Annotated in this window: 18 protein-coding genes; 9 read left to right on the top strand and 9 right to left on the bottom strand. The window is 73.7% G+C overall.

All coding sequences use genetic code 11. The annotated features are described in order from the left end of the window. Positions 1-32: 32 nt before the first annotated feature. From EV190_RS08100 to EV190_RS24500, 4 genes are all read left to right on the top strand, one after another. The gene (locus EV190_RS08100; protein ID WP_133740858.1) at positions 33-773 is read left to right on the top strand and encodes a hypothetical protein; all 741 of its coding nucleotides are present in this window, start codon (positions 33-35) and stop codon (positions 771-773) included. 122 nt (positions 774-895) lie between these two features. Next, positions 896-2,383 (top strand): TldD/PmbA family protein, encoded by a 1,488-nt coding sequence (locus EV190_RS08095; protein ID WP_208113101.1) that lies wholly within the window; start codon positions 896-898, stop codon positions 2,381-2,383. A gap of 35 nt (positions 2,384-2,418) precedes the next feature. Continuing rightward, a complete protein-coding gene (locus EV190_RS08090) occupies positions 2,419-3,828 on the top strand; it encodes a metallopeptidase TldD-related protein (protein WP_133740856.1) in 1,410 nt (469 codons plus the stop codon). Between the two features lie 633 nt (positions 3,829-4,461). After that, positions 4,462-4,605 carry a hypothetical protein gene (locus EV190_RS24500; RefSeq protein WP_394345500.1) on the top strand — a complete coding sequence of 48 codons (144 nt, stop codon included), beginning with the start codon at positions 4,462-4,464 and terminating at the stop codon, positions 4,603-4,605. 9 nt (positions 4,606-4,614) lie between these two features. Here EV190_RS24500 and mobA read toward each other — a convergent pair whose 3' ends face one another. Further along, positions 4,615-5,160: a molybdenum cofactor guanylyltransferase gene (mobA, locus tag EV190_RS08080; protein ID WP_133740854.1), complete on the bottom strand. Its 546-nt coding sequence runs from the start codon at positions 5,158-5,160 to the stop codon at positions 4,615-4,617. A gap of 50 nt (positions 5,161-5,210) precedes the next feature. Here mobA and EV190_RS08075 point away from each other — a divergent pair, with 50 nt between their 5' ends. Beyond that, entirely contained in the window at positions 5,211-5,693 is a 483-nt protein-coding gene (locus EV190_RS08075; RefSeq protein WP_133740853.1) for a GNAT family N-acetyltransferase, read from the top strand. Between the two features lie 151 nt (positions 5,694-5,844). Here the strand turns inward: EV190_RS08075 and EV190_RS08070 are convergent, their stop codons facing one another. From EV190_RS08070 to moaA, 4 genes are all read right to left on the bottom strand, one after another. Further along, positions 5,845-6,270: a hypothetical protein gene (locus EV190_RS08070; RefSeq protein WP_133740852.1), complete on the bottom strand. Its 426-nt coding sequence runs from the start codon at positions 6,268-6,270 to the stop codon at positions 5,845-5,847. Positions 6,271-6,307: 37 nt separating this feature from the next. After that, positions 6,308-6,976: a hypothetical protein gene (locus tag EV190_RS08065; RefSeq protein ID WP_208113100.1), complete on the bottom strand. Its 669-nt coding sequence runs from the start codon at positions 6,974-6,976 to the stop codon at positions 6,308-6,310. Between the two features lie 156 nt (positions 6,977-7,132). After that, positions 7,133-8,320 (bottom strand): RtcB family protein, encoded by a 1,188-nt coding sequence (locus tag EV190_RS08060; protein ID WP_133740851.1) that lies wholly within the window; start codon positions 8,318-8,320, stop codon positions 7,133-7,135. Positions 8,321-8,442: 122 nt separating this feature from the next. Next, positions 8,443-9,432, bottom strand: a complete 990-nt coding sequence (moaA, locus tag EV190_RS08055; RefSeq protein ID WP_133740850.1) for a GTP 3',8-cyclase MoaA — start codon at positions 9,430-9,432, stop codon at positions 8,443-8,445. 210 nt (positions 9,433-9,642) lie between these two features. On the opposite strand from moaA, the gene EV190_RS08050 reads away from it, so the two are divergent. Continuing rightward, positions 9,643-10,467 (top strand): alpha/beta hydrolase, encoded by an 825-nt coding sequence (locus EV190_RS08050; protein WP_133740849.1) that lies wholly within the window; start codon positions 9,643-9,645, stop codon positions 10,465-10,467. 86 nt (positions 10,468-10,553) lie between these two features. On the opposite strand, the gene EV190_RS08045 is transcribed toward EV190_RS08050, so the two are convergent. The 3 genes from EV190_RS08045 to EV190_RS08035 are packed head-to-tail and all read right to left on the bottom strand — an operon-like array spanning position 10,554 to position 13,674. Beyond that, positions 10,554-12,122 (bottom strand): tripartite tricarboxylate transporter permease, encoded by a 1,569-nt coding sequence (locus EV190_RS08045; protein ID WP_133740848.1) that lies wholly within the window; start codon positions 12,120-12,122, stop codon positions 10,554-10,556. After that, the gene (locus tag EV190_RS08040) at positions 12,122-12,661 is read right to left on the bottom strand and encodes a tripartite tricarboxylate transporter TctB family protein (RefSeq protein WP_208113099.1); all 540 of its coding nucleotides are present in this window, start codon (positions 12,659-12,661) and stop codon (positions 12,122-12,124) included. The genes EV190_RS08045 and EV190_RS08040 overlap by 1 nt, the downstream gene beginning before the upstream one ends. Then, complete coding sequence (locus EV190_RS08035; RefSeq protein ID WP_133740847.1) at positions 12,658-13,674, bottom strand: Bug family tripartite tricarboxylate transporter substrate binding protein; 1,017 nt, start codon at positions 13,672-13,674, stop codon at positions 12,658-12,660. The genes EV190_RS08040 and EV190_RS08035 overlap by 4 nt, the downstream gene beginning before the upstream one ends. A gap of 310 nt (positions 13,675-13,984) precedes the next feature. Between EV190_RS08035 and EV190_RS08030 the strand changes: the two genes are divergently transcribed. Further along, a complete protein-coding gene (locus EV190_RS08030) occupies positions 13,985-15,628 on the top strand; it encodes a sensor histidine kinase (protein ID WP_243742430.1) in 1,644 nt (547 codons plus the stop codon). Further along, positions 15,625-16,347 carry a response regulator gene (locus EV190_RS08025; RefSeq protein WP_133740846.1) on the top strand — a complete coding sequence of 241 codons (723 nt, stop codon included), beginning with the start codon at positions 15,625-15,627 and terminating at the stop codon, positions 16,345-16,347. The genes EV190_RS08030 and EV190_RS08025 overlap by 4 nt, the downstream gene beginning before the upstream one ends. 137 nt (positions 16,348-16,484) lie before the next feature. On the opposite strand, the gene yczR is transcribed toward EV190_RS08025, so the two are convergent. Then, complete coding sequence (gene yczR / locus EV190_RS08020) at positions 16,485-17,912, bottom strand: MocR-like transcription factor YczR (protein WP_133740845.1); 1,428 nt, start codon at positions 17,910-17,912, stop codon at positions 16,485-16,487. 132 nt (positions 17,913-18,044) lie between these two features. Between yczR and yczE the strand changes: the two genes are divergently transcribed. Then, positions 18,045-18,659 (top strand): membrane protein YczE, encoded by a 615-nt coding sequence (gene yczE / locus EV190_RS08015; RefSeq protein WP_133740991.1) that lies wholly within the window; start codon positions 18,045-18,047, stop codon positions 18,657-18,659. Positions 18,660-18,836 lie beyond the last annotated feature (177 nt).

Below are 18,836 nucleotides of genomic sequence, written 5' to 3'. Positions count from 1 at the left end.
CGGCCCCTCCGGGAGCGGCTATCTTCGGGGCCATGGCGAGGCGGTGGCGGGGCGCGGTGGCGACGGTCGGGGTGCTGGTGCTCCTCGCGGCGGGGGTCCTGGTGGGCGGCCCGTGGCTGCTGGAGCGGGCGGGGCTGGACGGGACGTCGCTGCCGTGGGGGCCCGACTGCGTGGTGTCCGCGGACGGCGGGCCGGTGGAGCTGACCCGGGAGCAGGCGATGGCCGCGACCACCGCGGTCGCGCTGCGCTCGCGCGGCGAGGAGGCCGCCGACCCCGAGGGCGTGCCCACCGAGGCCCTGGAGGCGCTCGCCCGGGGCCCGGCCGACGCGCCCGGGCCGGTGCTGACCTGCCGGTCGGAGCCGGGACCCGCGCTCGAAGCGCAGGAGATGACCGCGACGGGGCTGACCCCGCGCGCCGAGGCGCTGCTGGCCGCGCTGAACGAGGACTTCGGCCCGCTGAGCCTGGGCGGGTTCCAACCGGGCGGAGTCACCGACGGGCACGGCGAGGGCTCCGCGCACTACGACGGCCGCGCCGTCGACGTGTTCTTCCGGCCGGTCGACGAGGGGAACCGGCGCTCCGGCTGGGTCCTGGCGCAGTGGCTGGTGGCGCACGCCGAACGGCTGGAGGTGTCGGTGGTGATCTTCGACGACCGGATCTGGAGCACCCGGTTCGCCGCGGCGGGGTGGCGCGGGTACACGTCCGCGGACACGGGCAACGACATCCTCCAGCACCGGGACCACGTCCACGTGGACGTGCTCCGCGGGGAGGGATGAGCCGGGCGGCGGGCTCCGGGCCGCCGCGCGGCGGCCCCGCCCCGTGCGAGACGGAGCAGACCAGGCCGTTCCTTGGGGAAGCCGCCTGGCAGAAGCGGCTCCGACACGTTACGTTTCCAGACGTGCGTGAAATCGACCACGAATTCCTGTCCCTGCCCCTGCGCGTGCTCGCCGACGCGGCGCTGCAGCGCGCCCGCGACCTCGGCGCGGACCACGCCGACTTCCGCCTCGAACGCGTCCGCGGCCAGCGCCTCGTCCTGGCCGACGGGTCCGTGGAGTCGTCCGGCGAGACCGACACCCTCGGCTTCGCCGTCCGGGTCGTGCACAACGGCACCTGGGGCTTCGCCGCCGGAACGGAGCTGACCACCGACGCGGCCGCCTCGGTGGCGGCCCGGGCCGTCGACGTCGCCAAGGTCGCCTCGGTGCTCAGCAGCGACCACATCGAGCTGGCGCCCGAACCCGCGCACCACGACGCCGTGTGGGTCTCCTCCTACGAGGTGGACCCGTTCGACGTCCCGGTGCGCGACAAGACCGAACTGCTCGCCGACTGGAGCCGCCGCCTGCTGGCCGACCCGCGGGTGAACCACGTGGACGCGAGCCTGCTCCAGGCCAAGGAGCAGAAGTTCTACGCCGACACCGCCGGGACCGTGACCACCCAGCAGCGGGTGCGCCTGGCGCCCGTGGTGGAGGCCGTGTCCACCTCCGACGGCCGGCTGGAGAGCATGCGGACGATCTCCCCCCCGGTCGGCCGGGGGTACGAGTACCTTCCGACGGTGGAGGCCGAACTGGCCGAGCTGCCCGAGCTGCTGGCCGCCAAGGCCGCCGCGCCCAGCGTCGAGCCCGGCGAGTACGACCTGGTCATCGACCCGTCGAACCTGTGGCTGACGATCCACGAGTCCATCGGGCACGCCACCGAGCTGGACCGGGCCCTGGGCTACGAGGCCGCCTACGCGGGCACCTCGTTCGCCACCCCCGACGGGCTCGGATCGCTGCGGTACGGATCGCCGATCATGAACGTCACCGGCGACCGCACCGTCGAGCACGGCCTGTCCACCATCGGCTACGACGACGAGGGCGTGGCCACCTCCTCGTTCGAGCTGGTGACCGACGGCGTGCTCACCGGTTACCAGCGCGACCGGCGGATCTCGCGGCTGACCGGGCACGAGCGCTCCAACGGCTGCGCGTTCGCCGACTCCCCCGCGACCATGCCGATCCAGCGCATGGCCAACGTCTCGCTCGCGCCCGACCCCCGCGGCCCCTCCACCGAGGAGCTGATCCGCCGGGTCGACGACGGGATCTACGTCGTGGGCGACCGCAGCTGGTCGATCGACATGCAGCGCTACAACTTCCAGTTCACCGGGCAGCGCTTCTACCGGATCCGCGGCGGCCGCGTCACCGGGCAGCTGCGCGACGTGGCCTACCAGGCGACCACCACCGACTTCTGGAACTCGATGACCGCGCTGGGCGGCCCGCAGACCTACGTGCTGGGCGGGGCGTTCAACTGCGGCAAGGGACAGCCCGGCCAGGTCGCGCCGGTCAGCCACGGCTGCCCGAGCGCGCTGTTCGAGAAGGTCCGGGTGCTGAACACCGTGCGGGAGGCCGGAGCGTGAGCGGCGTCCACTCCCCCGAATCGAAGAGGTCAACTGTGAGCCAGTCCCTGTCCGCCCAGGCCGTCACCGAGCGCGTGCTGGAGCTGTCCCGCGCCGACGACTGCATGGTGCTGGTGACCGAGAACAGCACGGCCAACCTCCGCTGGGCCGGGAACTCGCTGACCACCAACGGGGTCACGCGGGGGCGCGAGGTCACCGTGGTCTCCCTGGTCGAGGGGCCCGAAGGCACGTCGGTGGGCACGGTCTCGCGCAGCGGGCTGCGCGACGACCAGCTGGAGGACCTGGTGCGCTCGGCCGAGGCCGCCGCGCGCGAGGCGCCCCCGGCCGAGGGGGCGCACCCGCTCCTGGGCCCCGGCACCGGCGCGGCCCAGGGGGTCGGCGGCGACTGGGACGCGCCGCCCGCCGCGACCGACATCGGGGTGTTCTCCACGTTCGCGCCTGACCTGGGCACCGCCTTCGAGCGTTCGGCCAAGGCCGGGGTGAAGCTGTACGGGTACGCCGAGCACTCCCTGAACTCGACGTTCTTCGGCTCCTCCACGGGGGTGCGGCTGCGCCACGACCAGCCGACCGGGACGGTGGACCTCAACGCGAAGTCGGCGGACCCGGGGCACTCCACCTGGGTGGGGCGGGCCACCCGGGACTTCGCCGACATCGACGTCGAGGCGCTGGAGGCCGAGTTGGGCCGCCGGATCGCCTGGGCCCGCACCAGCGTGGAGCTGCCCGCGGGCCGGTACGAGACGCTGCTGCCCCCCGAGGCGGTCGCGGACCTGATGATCGACCTGTACTGGGGCATGGGCGCGCGGGACGCCTTCGAGGGGCGCACCGCCCTCTCGGCCAAGCGCGCGGGCACCCGGGTGGGCGAGCGGCTGTCCCCGCTGCCGCTGCGGCTGCGCTCGAACCCCGCCGAGCCGGGGCTGGAGTGCGCGCCGTTCGTGCTGGCCGACTCCCCGGGGCGGCGTATCAGCGCCTTCGACAACGGGCTGCCGATCCGCGAGTCGGAGTGGATCAGCGACGGGGAGCTGTCCCGGCTGGTGCAGACGCACGACTCGGCGGTGCTGACCGCGCTGCCGGTGACGCCGGACACCGACAACCTGGTCCTGGAGCTGCCCGGCGCCACCGCGTCCCTGGACGACATGGTGGCGGGCACCGAGCGGGGCCTGCTGGTGACCTGCCTGTGGTACATCCGGGTGGTGGACCCGCGCAGCATGCTGCTCACCGGCCTCACCCGGGACGGCGTGTACCTGGTCGAGGACGGCGAGGTGAAGGGCGCGGTGAACAACTTCCGGTTCAACGAGTCGCCGGTGGGACTGCTGGAGCGGGTGAGCGAGGTGGGGCGCACGGTCCCGGCCCTCTCACGCGAGATGGGCGACTACTTCACGCGCACCGCGATGCCGCCCATGCGCGTCCCGGACTTCAACATGTCCACGGTGAGCCGGGCCTCCTAGCTTCCGCGGGCCTTAACCGTCCTAAACCCGCACGCATAACGCGGATAAGGGCAAGATCGACGAAGGGACCGGGGCCGGTCCTCGTCGTCACCGTCGGCGGCCCGCCCCGCCGCGGAGCGCTTCCCTGCGCTCCGTGGCGGGGCCGTCACGACCTCCCGGTTTTCCGTCCGGCTCTTTACGACCCGCTGGTCCGGGCCAGAACGGATCTTTAGCCGAAATTTCTCCGGTTCTGCCCCTCGGAGCCGTCGGATAGTCGGTGTTTCAGAGCTAAAGAACCTGGAAAGCGCGGGACTCTCCCGAGATCACGTCGTAACAGACTCTTGACGTACACGGGGGATCGGCAGTGTAGATTGGGTTTCAGCGCTTCAGTCCCCCGCTGGAGCGCACGGCCGGTGTCCCGAGCCCCCGTCGGAACACCGTGCGCGACGTCGGGTGGCTTGCCCCCGTAGCCACCCGGCGTCGCTTTTTCTTTGCGCGATAACTGATCTTGACCATTCTTTGCCGCTCCACGCGGTTTGCTGCACCTGGGGGTAAAGAATGCACAATGGGCCGAACGGCACGTCTCCGGATTCGGGGCCCGAGTATACGCAGTGTTCACGGAAAGGCTGCCGCGAGAGCGCCGAGTGGGTCCTGGTGTGGAACAATCCCAAGATCCACACGCCCGACCGCCGCAAGACCTGGCTCGCCTGCTCCGAGCACCGCGAATACCTGTCCGGTTTTCTGGACCGCCGCGGCTTTCTGCGTGAGACGGTCGCCCTGGCCGACTTCGACGGCTGAGGCGGGGCCTCAGAACCGGGCGCGGGCACGGGCCAGCGCCTCGGGGGTGTCGCAGTCGACGGCGGCCTCGGCCAGCGGCACCGCGACCGGTTCCAGGGGGGCGAGCAGGCCGCGCAGCGAGCTTCCGGGATATCCGGCCAGGGCCGCGCGCACGGCCGCCGCGCGCCACACCCCGGCCGTCCACTGGGGGTGCCCCCGGTCGTCCGCCAGGACCGCTCCGTCCCCGCGCGCCGCTGCGGCGCGCAGCGCCTCGACGGCCTCCGCGTCCAGGAACGGCATGTCCGCGGCGAGAAGCGCGAACCAGGGTTCACGCACCTCGGCCAGCCCGGTGCGGAGCGCGGGGACCGGCCCCGCGCCGGGCGGGTCCTCGCGGACGTAGCGGGCCGCCGGGACCGGGCGCCGCGGCCCCACCACGATGGTCGACGCCGCGCCCCGCGCGGCCGCCGCCACGCGCTCCAGAAGGGTGCGCCCGCCCACGTCCAGCCCGGGCTTGTCCGCCCCGCCCAGGCGCCGCGCGGCACCGCCCGCCAGGATCACCGCGTCGAAGCCGTCCACGTCCGCCCCTCCCCCGCGCCGGGTCCGCCGGATGCGGTTGAATGACCCGCATGCTGGTTCGCGACGCGCACATCCACGAAATGCCCTCTGTGGGCGATCTCAGGGTAACCACCTACGTGGGCCAGGGCCTGCTCGCCGGGGACTCGGACTACGTCCCCACGCTGCACGCGATCGGTGCCTCGGGGGACGGCACGGTGCTCGTGGCGGTGGACGGGGACGAGATCGTGGGCACGGCCACGCTGATGCCCTTCCGGGAGAGCAGCGAGATCGCCCTCTCGGCGGAGGAGACCGAGATCCGCGCCCTCGCCGTCGCGCCCGCCGCGCAGGGCCGCGGCGTGGGCCGGCTGCTCCTGCGCGCCGTCGTCGACCGCGCGGCCCGGGACGGCGCGAGGCACCTGGTGCTCTCCACCCAGCCCGACATGGTCGCCGCGCAGCGGATGTACGCCTCGGAGGGCTTCGCCCGCCTCCCCGAACGCGACTGGTCCCCGGTGCCCGGGTTGGGACTCCTGTGCTTCGGCCTGCGCCTGTCCTAGTGCCCCGCGTCCCTCCTGCCCGCTGGTCGTGGCCTTTTCGGGGCCTCGGAGGCGGTTGAGACCCCGGGAAGGCCACGACCAGCGGGCAGGACGCGGGCCGTGGTCCCCTCCGACGGTCGGGAGGGCCCCACGGCCCGGTGGGCGGGGCGGGTCATTTCAGGGCGGACATCTGCTCCAGCAGGGAGCGGTACTCGCGCAGGGCGACGCGCAGGCGTTCGGTGTCGTTGCCGTTCCCGCCCTCCTTCTGCCATTCGGCCTCGACCTCGCGCCTGCGTTCGTTGAGCCGGCCGGTGAGCCGTTCGATTCCCTGGCCCACCAGCGCGTCGGCGGCGGCGACGCTGGCGCGCGGGTCGTCCACGAAGCCGCTCTGGATGTCGCGCCAGCGCGCGTCGAACCGGTCGTCGCCTGCCGGGCGCTGCTCCCGCGTCCCGGCGCCGGCCCCGGTCGCGGCCTCGCGCCGGGGGGCGGGCGCCGCCGCGCGGGCCTCGTCGCCCGTCACGGTGCGGACGGTGTGCTCCCGTCCCCGGGTGTGCGCGTCGGTCCGGGGGTCCCTGGTCTCTCTGGTGTGCTCGGTCACGGTCGTCGCCTCCTCGTTCGCCGTGTGGCGGGTCGCGTCAGTAGAGGTCCCGGCGGCCGTAGTCCACGGACGCCCCGCGGTCGGTCTCGGACTCACGGGGGCCGGGTACGGAGTGCCGTCCCCGGGTCCCGTCGGTCAGCGAGTGCCTGCCCTGCCGCCGCGCGCCGGGCTCGGTGTGCTCCAGCAGTTCGGCGAAGAGCGAGCGGTAGCGCACCATGGCGGTGCGCAGCTCCTCGGTGGTCGCCTCGCCGGCGGTGCCGCGTTCGGCGGTCTCGCGGGCGTCCCGGTAGCTGCCGATGGTCCCGGCGTGCTCCACGGACAGGTCCGCGGCCTGCTGCTCGTGGTCTTCGGTGGGGTAGCCGCGCTCGGCCATCACCCGGGTCATGAGGCGGTCGGCGTCGGCCACCGCGGTGTTGGGGTCGTCGACGAAGCGTTCCTGGACCAGCGCCCACTCCTGCTCGTACCAGGCGCGCGCCTCGGGGTCGAGTTCGCGCAGGTGGAGTTCCGAGTGCCGCTTCTCGCGCCGGAGCAGTTCGTGCTCGGCGCCCTTGCGGCCGTGGTCGCCCACCACGCGGTCGTACTCGGGGCCGAACTTCTCCTTCAGGCGCTCGGTGCGCCCCGGCGTCTTCAGCGCGAAGACCGCGGCGACCGCGATCACCGCCAGGCCGAGGAACACCGCGAGGCCGATGATCAGGCCGGTATCCATTTCCCACTGCCTCCCGATCGGTGTCGGACCGGGCGCGTCGCCCGGCGTTGGGAGCTTCGCCATTGCGGCTGCCCTGTCCGCGCACGGCGAAACGCCGGTTCCCAACGGGATCGGGAGACCGCTGGTGGGAGCCGGTGGCGCCCTCGGCCGGGCGGCTCAGCCCTTGACGCAGACGACCTGGCGCAGGCGCGCCACGACCTCGACGAGGTCCGTCTGGGCCTCGATGACCTCGTCGAGGTCCTTGTAGGCGGCGGGGATCTCGTCGACGACCCCGGCGTCCTTGCGGCACTCCACGCCCCTGGTCTGCTCGACCAGGTCGGCCTCGGTGAAGGTCTTCCGGGCCTTGTTGCGGCTCATGCGCCGGCCCGCTCCGTGCGAGGCGGAGTTGAACGAATCGGGGTTGCCCAGCCCCCGCACGATGTAGGTTCCGGTGGCCATGGACCCCGGGATGATGCCGAGGTCGCCGCGCCCGGCCCGGATCGCGCCCTTGCGGGTGACGAGCACGTCCACGCCGTCGTAGGTCTCCTCCGCGACGTAGTTGTGGTGGCAGGAGATCCACTGCTCGAACCGCGCCTGCGGGAACTCGTCGCGCAGCACGCCGCAGGCCAGGCCCATCATGACGTCGCGGTTGCGGCGGGCGTAGTCCTGCGCCCAGAACAGGTCGCGGCGGTAGGCGTCCATCTCGGGCGTGCCCGAGAGGAAGACCGCGAGGTCCCGGTCGGGCAGGTCCTGGTTGTGCGGCAGCGCGCGGGCCGCGCCGATGTGGTGCTCGGCGAGCTCCTTGCCAATGTTGCGCGACCCCGAGTGCAGCACGATCCACACCGCGCCGGAGTCGTCCAGGCAGACCTCCAGGAAGTGGTTGCCGCCGCCGAGGGTGCCGATCTGGCTCGCGGCGCGCTCCCGGCGCGGGCGCACGGCCTCGGCCAGGGAGTCGAAGCGCTCCCAGAAGCCGTCCCAGTCGCCGCTCCTGACGCCGGGGACGCCGCGCGGGTCGACGGGCTCCTTGTGCGCCCGGAAGCCGACGGGGACCGCCTTCTCCAGCGCGGCGCGCAGCCGCCCCAGGTCGTCGGGCAGGTCCTCGGCGCGCAGCGAGGACCTGACCGCGGTCATCCCGCAGCCGATGTCCACGCCCACCGCCGCCGGGGAGACCGCGTCGCGCATCGCGATGACCGAGCCCACGGTGGCGCCCTTGCCGTAGTGCACGTCGGGCATCACGGCCAGGCCGTGCACCCACGGCAGCGTGGTGACGTTGCGGAGCTGGTCCATGGCGGCCTGCTCCACCGCCCGCGGGTCGGCCCACATCCGGATCGGGACCCGCTCCCCCGGGCTCTCGGTGTACGGCATGGCGACCTTCCTTTCGACGGCGCGACGGGGCCGGTGCCCGCCGGGCGCGGCCGGGACGTGCTCCCGGCCACGCCCTATGAGGCCAGAGCGCGCGCCCGCGCGGCAACCGGTTTTCCCGCTCCTCAGCCCCCGATCGCCGACATCGGCCGCGCCGGCTGCAGGAAGCTGGGGTCGTTGATGCCGTGTCCGGGGAGCTTGCCCGCCACGGCGGCGCGCCAGCGTCCGGCGATCTCGGCGTCGTCGGCGCCCGCGCGCAGGAGGGCGCGCAGGTCCGACTCCTCGCGTGCGAACAGGCAGTTGCGGATCTGGCCGTCGGCGGTGAGCCGGACCCGGTCGCAGGCCCCGCAGAAGGGGCGGGTGACCGAGCCGATGACGCCGACCGTCGCGGGGCCGCCGTTGACGAGGAAGGACTCCGCAGGGGCGCTGCCGCGCTCCTGCGCGTCTTCGGGCTCCAGGTCGTAGGCGGCGCCGAGGCGGTCCAGGATCTCGTCGGCGGTGATCATGTCGTCGCGCCGCCAGCCGTGCTGGGCGTCCAGCGGCATCTGCTCGATGAAGCGCAGCCGGTAACCGTGCTCCAGGCAGTAGGCGAGCAGGTCCACCGCCTCGGTGTCGTTGACGCCGCGCATCAGCACCGTGTTGACCTTGACGGGGGTGAGCCCGGCCTCGGCGGCGCCCGCCAGGCCGGCCAGGACGTCGGGCAGCCGCCGCCGGCGGGACAGGCGCTCGAAGACCTCGGGGTCCAGGGTGTCCAGGGAGACGTTGACGCGGTCCAGACCGGCCTCGGCCAGGGCGGGGGCGATGCGGGCCAGCCCGATCCCGTTGGTGGTGAGCGCGGTCCTGGGACGCGGTTCCAGCGCCGTGGTGGCCGCCAGGATGCCGGGCAGGCCCTTGCGCAGCAGCGGCTCTCCGCCGGTGAAGCGCACCTCCTCGATGCCGAGCATGGTCACACCGACGCGGATGAGCCGGTTGAGCTCGTCGTCGGTGAGAAGTTCGGGCTTGGGCAGCCAGTCGAGCCCTTCGGCCGGCATGCAGTAGGTGCACCGCAGATTGCAGCGATCGGTGAGGGAGACCCTCAGGTCGGTGGCCACCCTCCCGTAGGAATCGGACAGCACCGGCGTCACCTCCCAGAACAGTGGCAGTGCCAGGGCGCGGGAGACGTGGGGCCGCTCCCGTCACGCTCCCCACCATAGGAGACGGCGGCGACACGATCCTTCGGGGCGTCCCTCCCCGCGCGCGCGGTCCGCCGGGGCGGGCGCTCCGGGGCCGCGTCCGCCTGGTATTCCTGGGGTGCCGGTCGGATCGCACGAGGAACGGGGAACACCGTGGTCAGTACGCGTGAGTGGAGCCTGCCGGGCGGGCCCCTGGGGTCGGAGCGGCGGCACGTCAGGGCGTGGGCGGCGGTCGAGGGCGAGCCGGACCACCTGGTGGTGCTGGTGCACGGCTACGGCGAGCACATCGGACGGTACGAGCACGTGGCGCGGTGGCTGTGCGGACGCGGCGCGGTCTGCTACGGCCTGGACCACCGGGGGCACGGGCGCTCGTCCGGCGAGCGGGTGCTGGTCGAGGACTTCGCGGGGGTGGTCGAGGACGTGCACCGCGTCGTCACCCAGGCGCGCTCGGCCTACCGCTCGCTCCCCCTGGTGCTCGTGGGGCACTCGCTGGGCGGGCTGATCGCCGCCCGGTACGCCCAGACCCGTCCCGAGGCCGTGGCGGGCCTGGTGCTCAGCGGCCCGGTGCTCGGCCGCTGGGCGGTGGTGGACCGGCTGCTGGCCGCGCCCGGGATCCCCGACGCTCCTATCGACACCGCGACGCTGTCCAGGGACCCGCTGGTGGGCGCGGCCTACGCCGCGGACGAGCTCGTCTGGCACGGCCCGTTCAAGCGACCCACCCTGGAGGCGGTCCGGACCGAGCTGGGGCGCGCCGCCGGGGCGGGCCGCCTGGACGGCGTCCCCCTGCTGTGGCTGCACGGCTCCGACGACGCGCTGGTGCCCCTGGACGGCACGCTGGCCGGGATCACCGCGCTGGCGGGGCCCGACACCGCGGCCCGGGTGTTCCCGGGCGCGCGGCACGAGGTCTTCAACGAGACCAACCGCGAGGAGGTCCTGGCGGAGGTCGCCCGCTTCGCCGCGCGGGTGTCGTCGGCCTGACCGGCGCCCCCTGGGCGCGGAAGGCGCCGCGCCTCCGTCGGCGGCCCCGGTGTCGGTGCCGCCGGCGAAGGCGCGTCCGGGCGGGGTCAGACCCCCGGGCGGGCCTCCGCCTCCCGGTCCGCTTCCGGACCGGTGTCCTCGCGCCGCGCGTCCGGCCCGGCGCCTCCCCCGGCCGCACCGCGCACGGCGAGGCGGACCAGCGGCCACAGCAGCAGGAGCCCGATGACGGCGTACACCCCGATGCTCAGGGGCGACTCGACCAGACCGACGGGGGAGCCGTTGCTGAGCTGCAGCGCCCGCCGCAGCTGGAGCTCGGCCATCGGTCCCAGGATCACCCCGATGACCAGCGGGATAACGGGCAGCCCGAACCTCCGCATCATGAACCCCAGCAGCCCCAGCAACAGCAGCAGCACCAGGTCCAGCGCCGAGGCGTTCACCGCGTACATCCCGACCGCGGCGAAGAACAGGATCCCCGCGTACAGGTACGGGCGCGGGATGCGCAGCAGCCGGGCCCACATCGGGGCCAGCGGCAGGTTGAGCGCGAGCAGCATCGCGTTGCCGATGAACAGGCTCGCGATGAGCCCCCAGACGAGCTCGGGCTCGCGCTCGAACAGCAGCGGCCCCGGCTGCAGGCCGTACTGCTGGAAGGCGGTCAGCATGACGGCGGCGACCGCCGTGGTGGGCAGGCCCAGGGTGAGCATGGGCACCAGCACGCCCGCGGCCGAGGAGTTGTTGGTGGCCTCGGGCCCGGCGACGCCCTCGATGGCGCCCCGGCCGAACTCCCCCGGGTTCCGGGCGAGCCTGCGCTCCAGCATGTACGACAGGAACGTGGGCAGCTCGGAGCCTCCGGCGGGCAGCGCCCCGAACGGGAAGCCCATGAAGCTGCCGCGCAGCCACGGCTTCCAGGACCGCTTCCAGTCGTCGCGGCCCATCCACACCCGGCCCACCGGGATGACCTCGGCGGGGGTCCGGCGCAGCCGGGAGGCCACCCACAGCGCCTCGCCGACGGCGAAGATGCCCACGGCCACGATGACCACGTCCACGCCGTCGGCCAGCTGCGGGACGCCGTAGCTGAGCCGGGACTGCCCCGTGGTGGAGTCCAGGCCCACCAGGCCGATGGCGAGTCCGATCCCGAGCGAGGCGAAGCCCCGGACCCGGGACTTGCCCAGCACCGAGCAGGCCGCGACGAACGCCAGCAGCATGACGGCGAAGTAGTCCCCGGCGCCGAAGGTCAGCGCGAGCGACACCATCACCGGGGCGGTGAACACCATCAGCAGGGTGCCGATCGTGCCCGCGATGAAGGAGCCGATGGCGGCGGTGGCCAGCGCCTGCGCGGCCCGGCCGCGCTTGGCCATCTGGTTGCCCTCCACCGCGGTGATCACCGAGGCGGCCTCCCCGGGGGTGTTGATCAGGATCGCGGTGGTGGACCCGCCGTACATCCCGCCGTAGTAGATCCCGGCGAACATGATGAACGCGCCCGCCGGGTCCAGCCCGTAGGTGACGGGCAGCAGCAGCGCCACCGCCATCGCCGGGCCGATCCCGGGAAGCACGCCGATCGCGGTGCCCAGAGCCACCCCGATCAGGGCGTAGAGCAGGTTCACCGGGGTCAGCGCGGTGGCGAAGCCCATCATCAGGTTGTCGAGCGTCTCCGGCATCAGAGGATCCCCTCGAACGGGCCCGCGGGCAGCCACACGCCCAGCGCGGAGAACATCAGGTAGCTGCCCAGGGACAGGCCCACGGCGAGGAGCGGGTCGCGGACCCAGTGCCTGCTGCCCAGAGCGAAGCTCGCGCCCCAGAACAGCAGCGCGCCCGAGACGATCCACCCGGCCGTGTCGATGACGGCGGCGTTGACCAGGAAGGCCGCGGCCAGCAGGATGACGGTGCGCCAGTCGCTGCGGGCGTCGGGGTCCACGTCCTCGCCGTCCTCCGCGGCGCCGGTGCCGCCGCGCAGCACGTCCACGACCAGCAGCGTGGCGACCACCGCGAGCAGCACGCCGACCAGCACGGGCACCGCGGCCGGGCCGACGGGGCCGCGCTGCTGGGTCAGCCCGCTGTCCAGGGTCGCGGCGTCGGCGAGCACGAGCGCGGCGACGACGTAGAGGAAGACGCAGACGCCGAGTTCGGCCCGCCCCGTCCACCACCGGGTCGCCTCCGGCGCCGGACGGGTGGCCTCGGGCGCCGGCGCGGGGGTCACAGCAGCCCCAGGTCGGTGAGGACGTCGTCCACGCGCCGCGTCTCCGAGTCCATGAACTCGCCGAACTCCGCGCCCGGCAGGTAGGCGTCGGTCCAGCCGTTGGTCTCCAGGATGTCCTTCCACTCCTGGCTGCCGTGGAGCTCCTCGACGGCCTCGCTCAGCGCCTGCTCGTCCTCGGCGTCCAGTCCGGGCGGGGCGACCAGGCCGCGCCAGTTGACGAAGTCCACGTCCAGGCCCTCGTCCTGGAGGGTGGGGACGCCGTCGAGGCCCTGCGCCGGTTCGGCGCTGGTCACGGCCAGCACCCGCAGCTCGCCCGCCTCGATCTGGTCCATGAACTCCGCCGCGCCCGAGACGCCGAAAGCGACCTGCCCGCCCAGCACGGCGGCGAGCAGTTCGCCGCCGCCGTCGTAGGAGATGTAGTTGACGTCGGCGGGGTCGATCCCGGCGGCCTCGGCGGTCAGCATCGGCGCCAGGTGGTCGGGCCCGCCCGGGGACGAGCCCCCGCCCACCGCGACGGCGCCCGGGTCGGCCCGCCAGTCCTCCAGCAGGTCGCCGAGGTCCTGGTAGGGCGAGTCGGCGGCGACCACGATCGCGTCGGCCTCCTGGGTCAGGCGCGCGATCGGGGTGGTCTCGGCGAGGGTCGCCTCCGAGTCGTTGGTGAAGGAGGCGCCGACCACGCCCAGGCCCATGCTCATCAGGAGTTCGCCGTTGCCGGCCTCGCCGACCACGCGGGCCAGGCCCACGGTGCCGCCCGCCCCGGCCAGGTTGAACACCTCGACGTTGCCGGTGATCCCGGCGTCCTCCATGGCGCGGGCGGCGTTGCGCGCGGTCACGTCGTAGCCGCCGCCGGGCGCGTTGGGGACCATGATGCGCAGCCCCGCGAGGGGCGCTCCCTCCTGCTGCGCGCCGGTGCCGCAGGCGGTGAGCGCGGTCGCGGCCAGCAGCGCGGACGCGGCCAGCGCGCCGAGTCGGAGCCCAGCGGGACCGCGGGTGGATCGGGCCGGTGTCGGCATGTCGTCTCCTGGATGGTGTGGTGCGTCCGGCGGACCGGTCGGCGCGCCCCTGGGAAGGGAGGGGGCGCGCCGGAGCGGCGTGGGAGTGGGAGGGATGCCGCGTTCCCGGCCCACCGGACGGTCGGGGTGGAACGTGCCTGATCCTGCCCCACGTCCGTGACCTGGGTCACGGTTGCGGAGGCAATGGTGTTTTCGGTCTTTGTGGTCATAACGACCTTGTTGACGATTGGCCCGCCGACTCGCCAAGCGGACGCGCCGCGTGTGATCGTCGTGATGTGGGCCACAGGGGCCCGCGAGAGGAGGACCCAACGTGCGGTCTTCGCGCAGGCGGTGGACGCTCGCCGGGCAGTTCCTCGCCTTCCAGCTGGGCATCATGCTGGTGGTGCTCGCCGCCGTGGCGGGACTGTCCATGAACCAGTCGATCACCCGCTTCACCAGCGTGGAGGGCGCCCGGCTGCGCTCGGTCGCCGAGAACGTGGCCGCGCTGCCGACGGTGCGCCTGGGCCTGGACCAGGAACTCGCCACCCCGCTGACCAGCACCGCCGCCAACACCCGGGACATCACCGGGATCAGCGCGATCGTCATCGCCGACGAGCGGGGCCTGGTCTTCGCCACCGACGACCCCGACGACCTGGGCGAGACCATGCCCCTGGGCGGGAGCCGGGTCCTGGAGGGGCGGGCGTGGACCGGCGCCACCGAGCCCGACCCCTGGGAGCCCGAGGAGCACTCGCCCGCGCTGGCCGCGCACGTGCCGGTGTTCAGCGACCAGGGCGAGCTGATCGGCGTGGTCTCGGCCGCGCGCGACTTCCCGCCGTGGTGGCGGCACTTCGACCTGGCCACCCCGTACCTCGTGATCTACCTGGGCGCGGCGGGCGGGCTCGGCGCCCTGGGCTCGCTGCTGCTGGCCGCCCGGATCAAACGCCAGACCCTGGGCATGGAGCCGCGCCAGATCGCGGCGACCGTCGAGCAGCGCGAGGCGATGCTGCACGGGGTCAAGGAGGGCGTGCTGGGCCTGGACCTGGCGGACAGGATCACCCTGGCCAACGCCCAGGCCGTGGACCTGCTGGGCCTGCCGCCGGACTGCCTGGGCCGCCCGCTGGCCGAGGTGGTCACCGAGCCCTACCTGTACGGGGTGCTCTCGGGCGGCGGCGAGGGGTCCGAGCAGGTGGTCCTGCTCACCGACCGGGTGATCACGCTGAACCGGATGCCGATGACCTCGCGCGGGGAGCGGATCGGCTCGGTCACGACGCTGCGCGACCGCACCGAACTGCTGGAGCTGCGCCGCGAGCTCGACGTCACCCGGCACACCACCGAGGCGCTGCGCGCCCAGGCGCACGAGTTCTCCAACCGGATGCACACCGTGGGCGGGCTGATCGCGCTGGAGGAGTACGACGAGGCGGTCCGGTTCATCACGCGCGCCTCGCGCGCCCAGGAGCACACCGCCCAGGCGGTCACCGCCCGGGTGCGGGACATGTCGCTGGCCGCGCTGCTCATCGCCAAGTCCGCGATGGCCGCCGAGCGCGGCACGGACTTCACCGTCGACGGGCGGGGCCTGGGCGAGCTGGACGCCGACCTGTCCGGCGACCTGGTGACGGTGGTCGGGAACCTGGTCGACAACGCCCTCGACGCGATGCGCGGCCAGGGCGGCGGCGCGGTGCGCGTGACGGTGGACTCCGACGGCGGCGACGCGGTGGTCACAGTGGCCGACACCGGGCCGGGCGTGGCCGCGCACCTGTCCGAGGCGATCTTCGCGCAGGGCTTCAGCACCAAGCGGTCCGGCACGGACGACCCGCGCGGCCTCGGCCTGGCCATCATCCGGCTGATCTGCCGGCGGCGCGGCGGCTCGGTCCGGGTCCGCAACGACGGCGGCGCGGTGTTCACCGCCCGCCTGCCGCTGGACGAGCGGCCCGACCGCTCCCGACAAGACGAGACGACGGGGATGACGCTGACATGAACGACGTGGCGGTACTCGTCGTGGACGACGACTTCATGGTGGCGCGGGTGAACCGGGGCCTGGTCGAACGGGTGGCCGGGTTCACCGTGGTCGGCGAGGCGCACACCGGCGCGAACGCGCTGGCGGCGGCGGACCGGCTGCGCCCGGACCTGGTGCTGCTGGACGTCTACCTGCCGGACATGTCGGGCCTGGAGGTGCTGCGGCGGCTGCGCGAGCGCCCCGGCCCGGCCGTGGACGTGCTGGCGGTGACGGCGGCGCGGGACGTGGGCACGATCCGCGCGGCGATGCGCGGCGGCGTCGTGCACTACCTCATCAAGCCGTTCTCCCCGGAGGCGCTGTGGGAGCGGCTGGACCGCTACCGCCAGCTCGACCAGCGCCTGTCCACCTCCCCCGAGATCGGCCAGGCCGAGGTGGACCGCATGTTCGGCGGCGGCCGCGGCGGGCCGCTGCCCAAGGGCCTGACCGAGCAGACCCGGGACCTGGTGGCGAAGGCGCTCGGCGACTGCGGCGGCGACCTGTCCGCGACCGAGTGCGGCGAACTGGTGGGGCTGTCCCGGGTGAGCGCCCGGCGCTACCTGGAGCACCTGGTGGACTCGGGCAGCGCCCTGGTCCGCCTGCGCTACGGCGCGACCGGCCGTCCCGAGCGCCGCTACCGCCCGGCCGCCCCCCAGGCGTCGCCGACAGCCCGTCAGCCCCGGGCGGAGAAGCCGACCGGGTGATCCTCCCGGATCGCGCGGACCACAGGACCCCTGTCCGGTGATCTTGACCTTTTCGGGGTCTCAGAGACGGTTGAGACCCCGAAAAGGTCAAGATCACCGGGAGGCGGAGTCCGAAACACCCCCGCGCCGGGGACTCCCTAGACGTACAGGTCCCTGGGCTGCGGGGCGGGGCGGGTGACGGTGTCGGTGTAGGCGTCGGCGAGGCGGCGCACCGCGTCGCGCAGGATCTCGGGGGGCTGGGTGAAGGACAGGCGCACGTAGTGCTCCAGAGTGCCCTCGGTGCCGAAGACCGGCCCGGGGGCCGGGCGCACGCCGTAGCGCTCGGCGGCCGCGGCCAGGGCGGTGGCGACCGGGTGCGGCATCCTGGCCCACAGCACCAGGCCGCCGCCGGGGGTGGTGAAGCGCCAGTCGGGCAGGTGCTCGCGCAGGGCCGCGGTGAGGGTGTCGCGGTTGCGGCGCAGCTGGCGGCTGCGTTCGGCGCGCACCCGGGTGACGTCGGCGAGCAGGCGCGTGACGATGAGCTGCTCCACGACGGGGGAGGCCAGGTCGAGGCGCTGGCGCAGCAGGCGCAGCCGGGACACCATCGCGGGGGTGCTGCGGATCCAGCCGATCCGCAGGCCGCCCCACAGGAGTTTGGTGGCCGCGCCCACGGTGAAGACGCGGCCGTCGGTGTCGTGGACGGCCATGGGCGCGGGCTGGTCGCCCGCGTCGATGGCGAGTTCGGCGACGCTCTCGTCCACGACCAGACTGGTGCCGGTCCGGCGTGCCTCGGCCACCACGGCGGCGCGCTCGGCGTCGTCCATGAGCGCGCCGGTGGGGTTGTGGAAGTCCGGGATCAGGTAGGCCGCGCGAGGCCGCCACTGCCGGAAGGCGTCCAGCGCGTACTCCATCTCCCACCCGCCGGGCGCCACCCCGACGGTGCGCAGCCGCGCGCCCAGGCTCCGCGCCGTGGCCAGCGGGTGCGGGTAGGTGGGCGACTCCACCAGGACCGGGTCGCCGGGGTCGACCAGCATCTCCATGAGCATGGCCACGGCCTGCTGGGCGCCGTTGGTGACGAAGATCTGGTCGGGGCTGGTGGGCAGGCCCCGCTCGACGTAGCGGCGGGCCATGGCGTGCCGCAGTTCGGGCAGCCCCAGCGCGGCGTAGCCCTGGCCGCCCACGTGCGCGGAGAGCTGGCTCACGGCCAGGCGCGCGGCCTCGGCGAGGCCTTCGACGGCGGGCGGCGCGGCCAGGGCGAGGTCGATGTGCTCGGACTCGGGGGCGAACAGCGGGCTGCCCCCGCCGCTGTCGGGCAGCACCGTCCAGCTGCCCGCCCCCTGGCGGCTGTCGAGGTAGCCGTTCTCGCGCAGCCAGGTGTAGGCGGCGGTGACGGTGTTGCGGCTGACGCGCAGCGCCAGGGCGAGGTCCCGCTCGGCGGGCAGCCTCGTGTGGGTGGGCACGCGCCCGTCCAGGACCAGCCCGCTGACGGCCCGGCCGATTCCCAGGTAGTAGGGCCGTTCCCGCGCCCTCGCCCCGATCAGCTTGGCCAGCAGGTGCCCGTTGATCCGTCGCTCGCCGACCGCCATGGCGCCACTTTCCTCGATTGGCCCTGTCAAACCCCGTTCTATCACGCCAATATTGCCTCCATGGCCCAGTTCGATCCTCCCGAAAACACCGTTTCGCGCCAATCGTCCGATCCTGTCGGCCTGCTCTCGCGGATGTTCGTCTCCCCGCTCCTGCCCTCCCCCCGGCCGCGCCGGCTCATCCAGCTCCTCCTCGGGCTCCACCTGTTCGGTCTCGGCTCGGCCATGCAGGTGGCCGCGCACCTGGGGGCCAACCCGTGGGACGTGCTGCACCAGGGCCTGCACCTGCGGACGGGCTGGTCGATCGGCACCTGGAACATCGTCCTGGGCGCCGCGGTGGTCCTGCTGTGGATCCCGCTGCGCCAGCGGGTGGGACTGGGAACCGTCAGCAACGTGGTGGTCATCGGCCTGACCCTGGACGCCTCGCTGCTGTGGCTGCCCGAGCCCGGCTCCCTGCCGGCGCGGGCGCTCATGCTCGTCCTGGGCATCGTCGCCGTGGCCGTGGGCAGCGGCCTGTACATCGGCGCGCGCCTGGGCCCCGGGCCCCGCGACGGCCTCATGACGGGCCTGGCCGAGCGCGGCATGTCGATCCGGCTGGGCCGGACCCTCGTCGAGGCGACCGTCCTGGCCGCGGGCTTCCTGCTGGGTGGGACGGTGGGTGTGGGGACGCTGCTGTTCATGGTGGCGATCGGACCGCTGGCCCAGGTGTTCATCCCGATGTTCGACGTCGACCGGGCGGAACAGGGCTGAACAGGCTCTGCGGCCGTTCTCCAGAAAGCGGTTTCCCACCGCTCGGGCGCATTCGGATCACAGGGGGATGTTCTTGCTCCCAGCGCATATGCTTACCCAAAAGTACCGTTTGAGCAGCACCTTCGCGAAAACGACAACTGGCACGAAGGGGGCGTTGGGAATTTTTCTTATCTTTCC

This window comes from Actinorugispora endophytica (genome assembly GCF_004363075.1).
Classification (GTDB): Bacteria; Actinomycetota; Actinomycetes; order Streptosporangiales; family Streptosporangiaceae; genus Actinorugispora; species Actinorugispora endophytica.
Note: the sequence above shows the minus strand (reverse complement) of the source record. Positions and strands in the feature narration are given on the sequence as shown.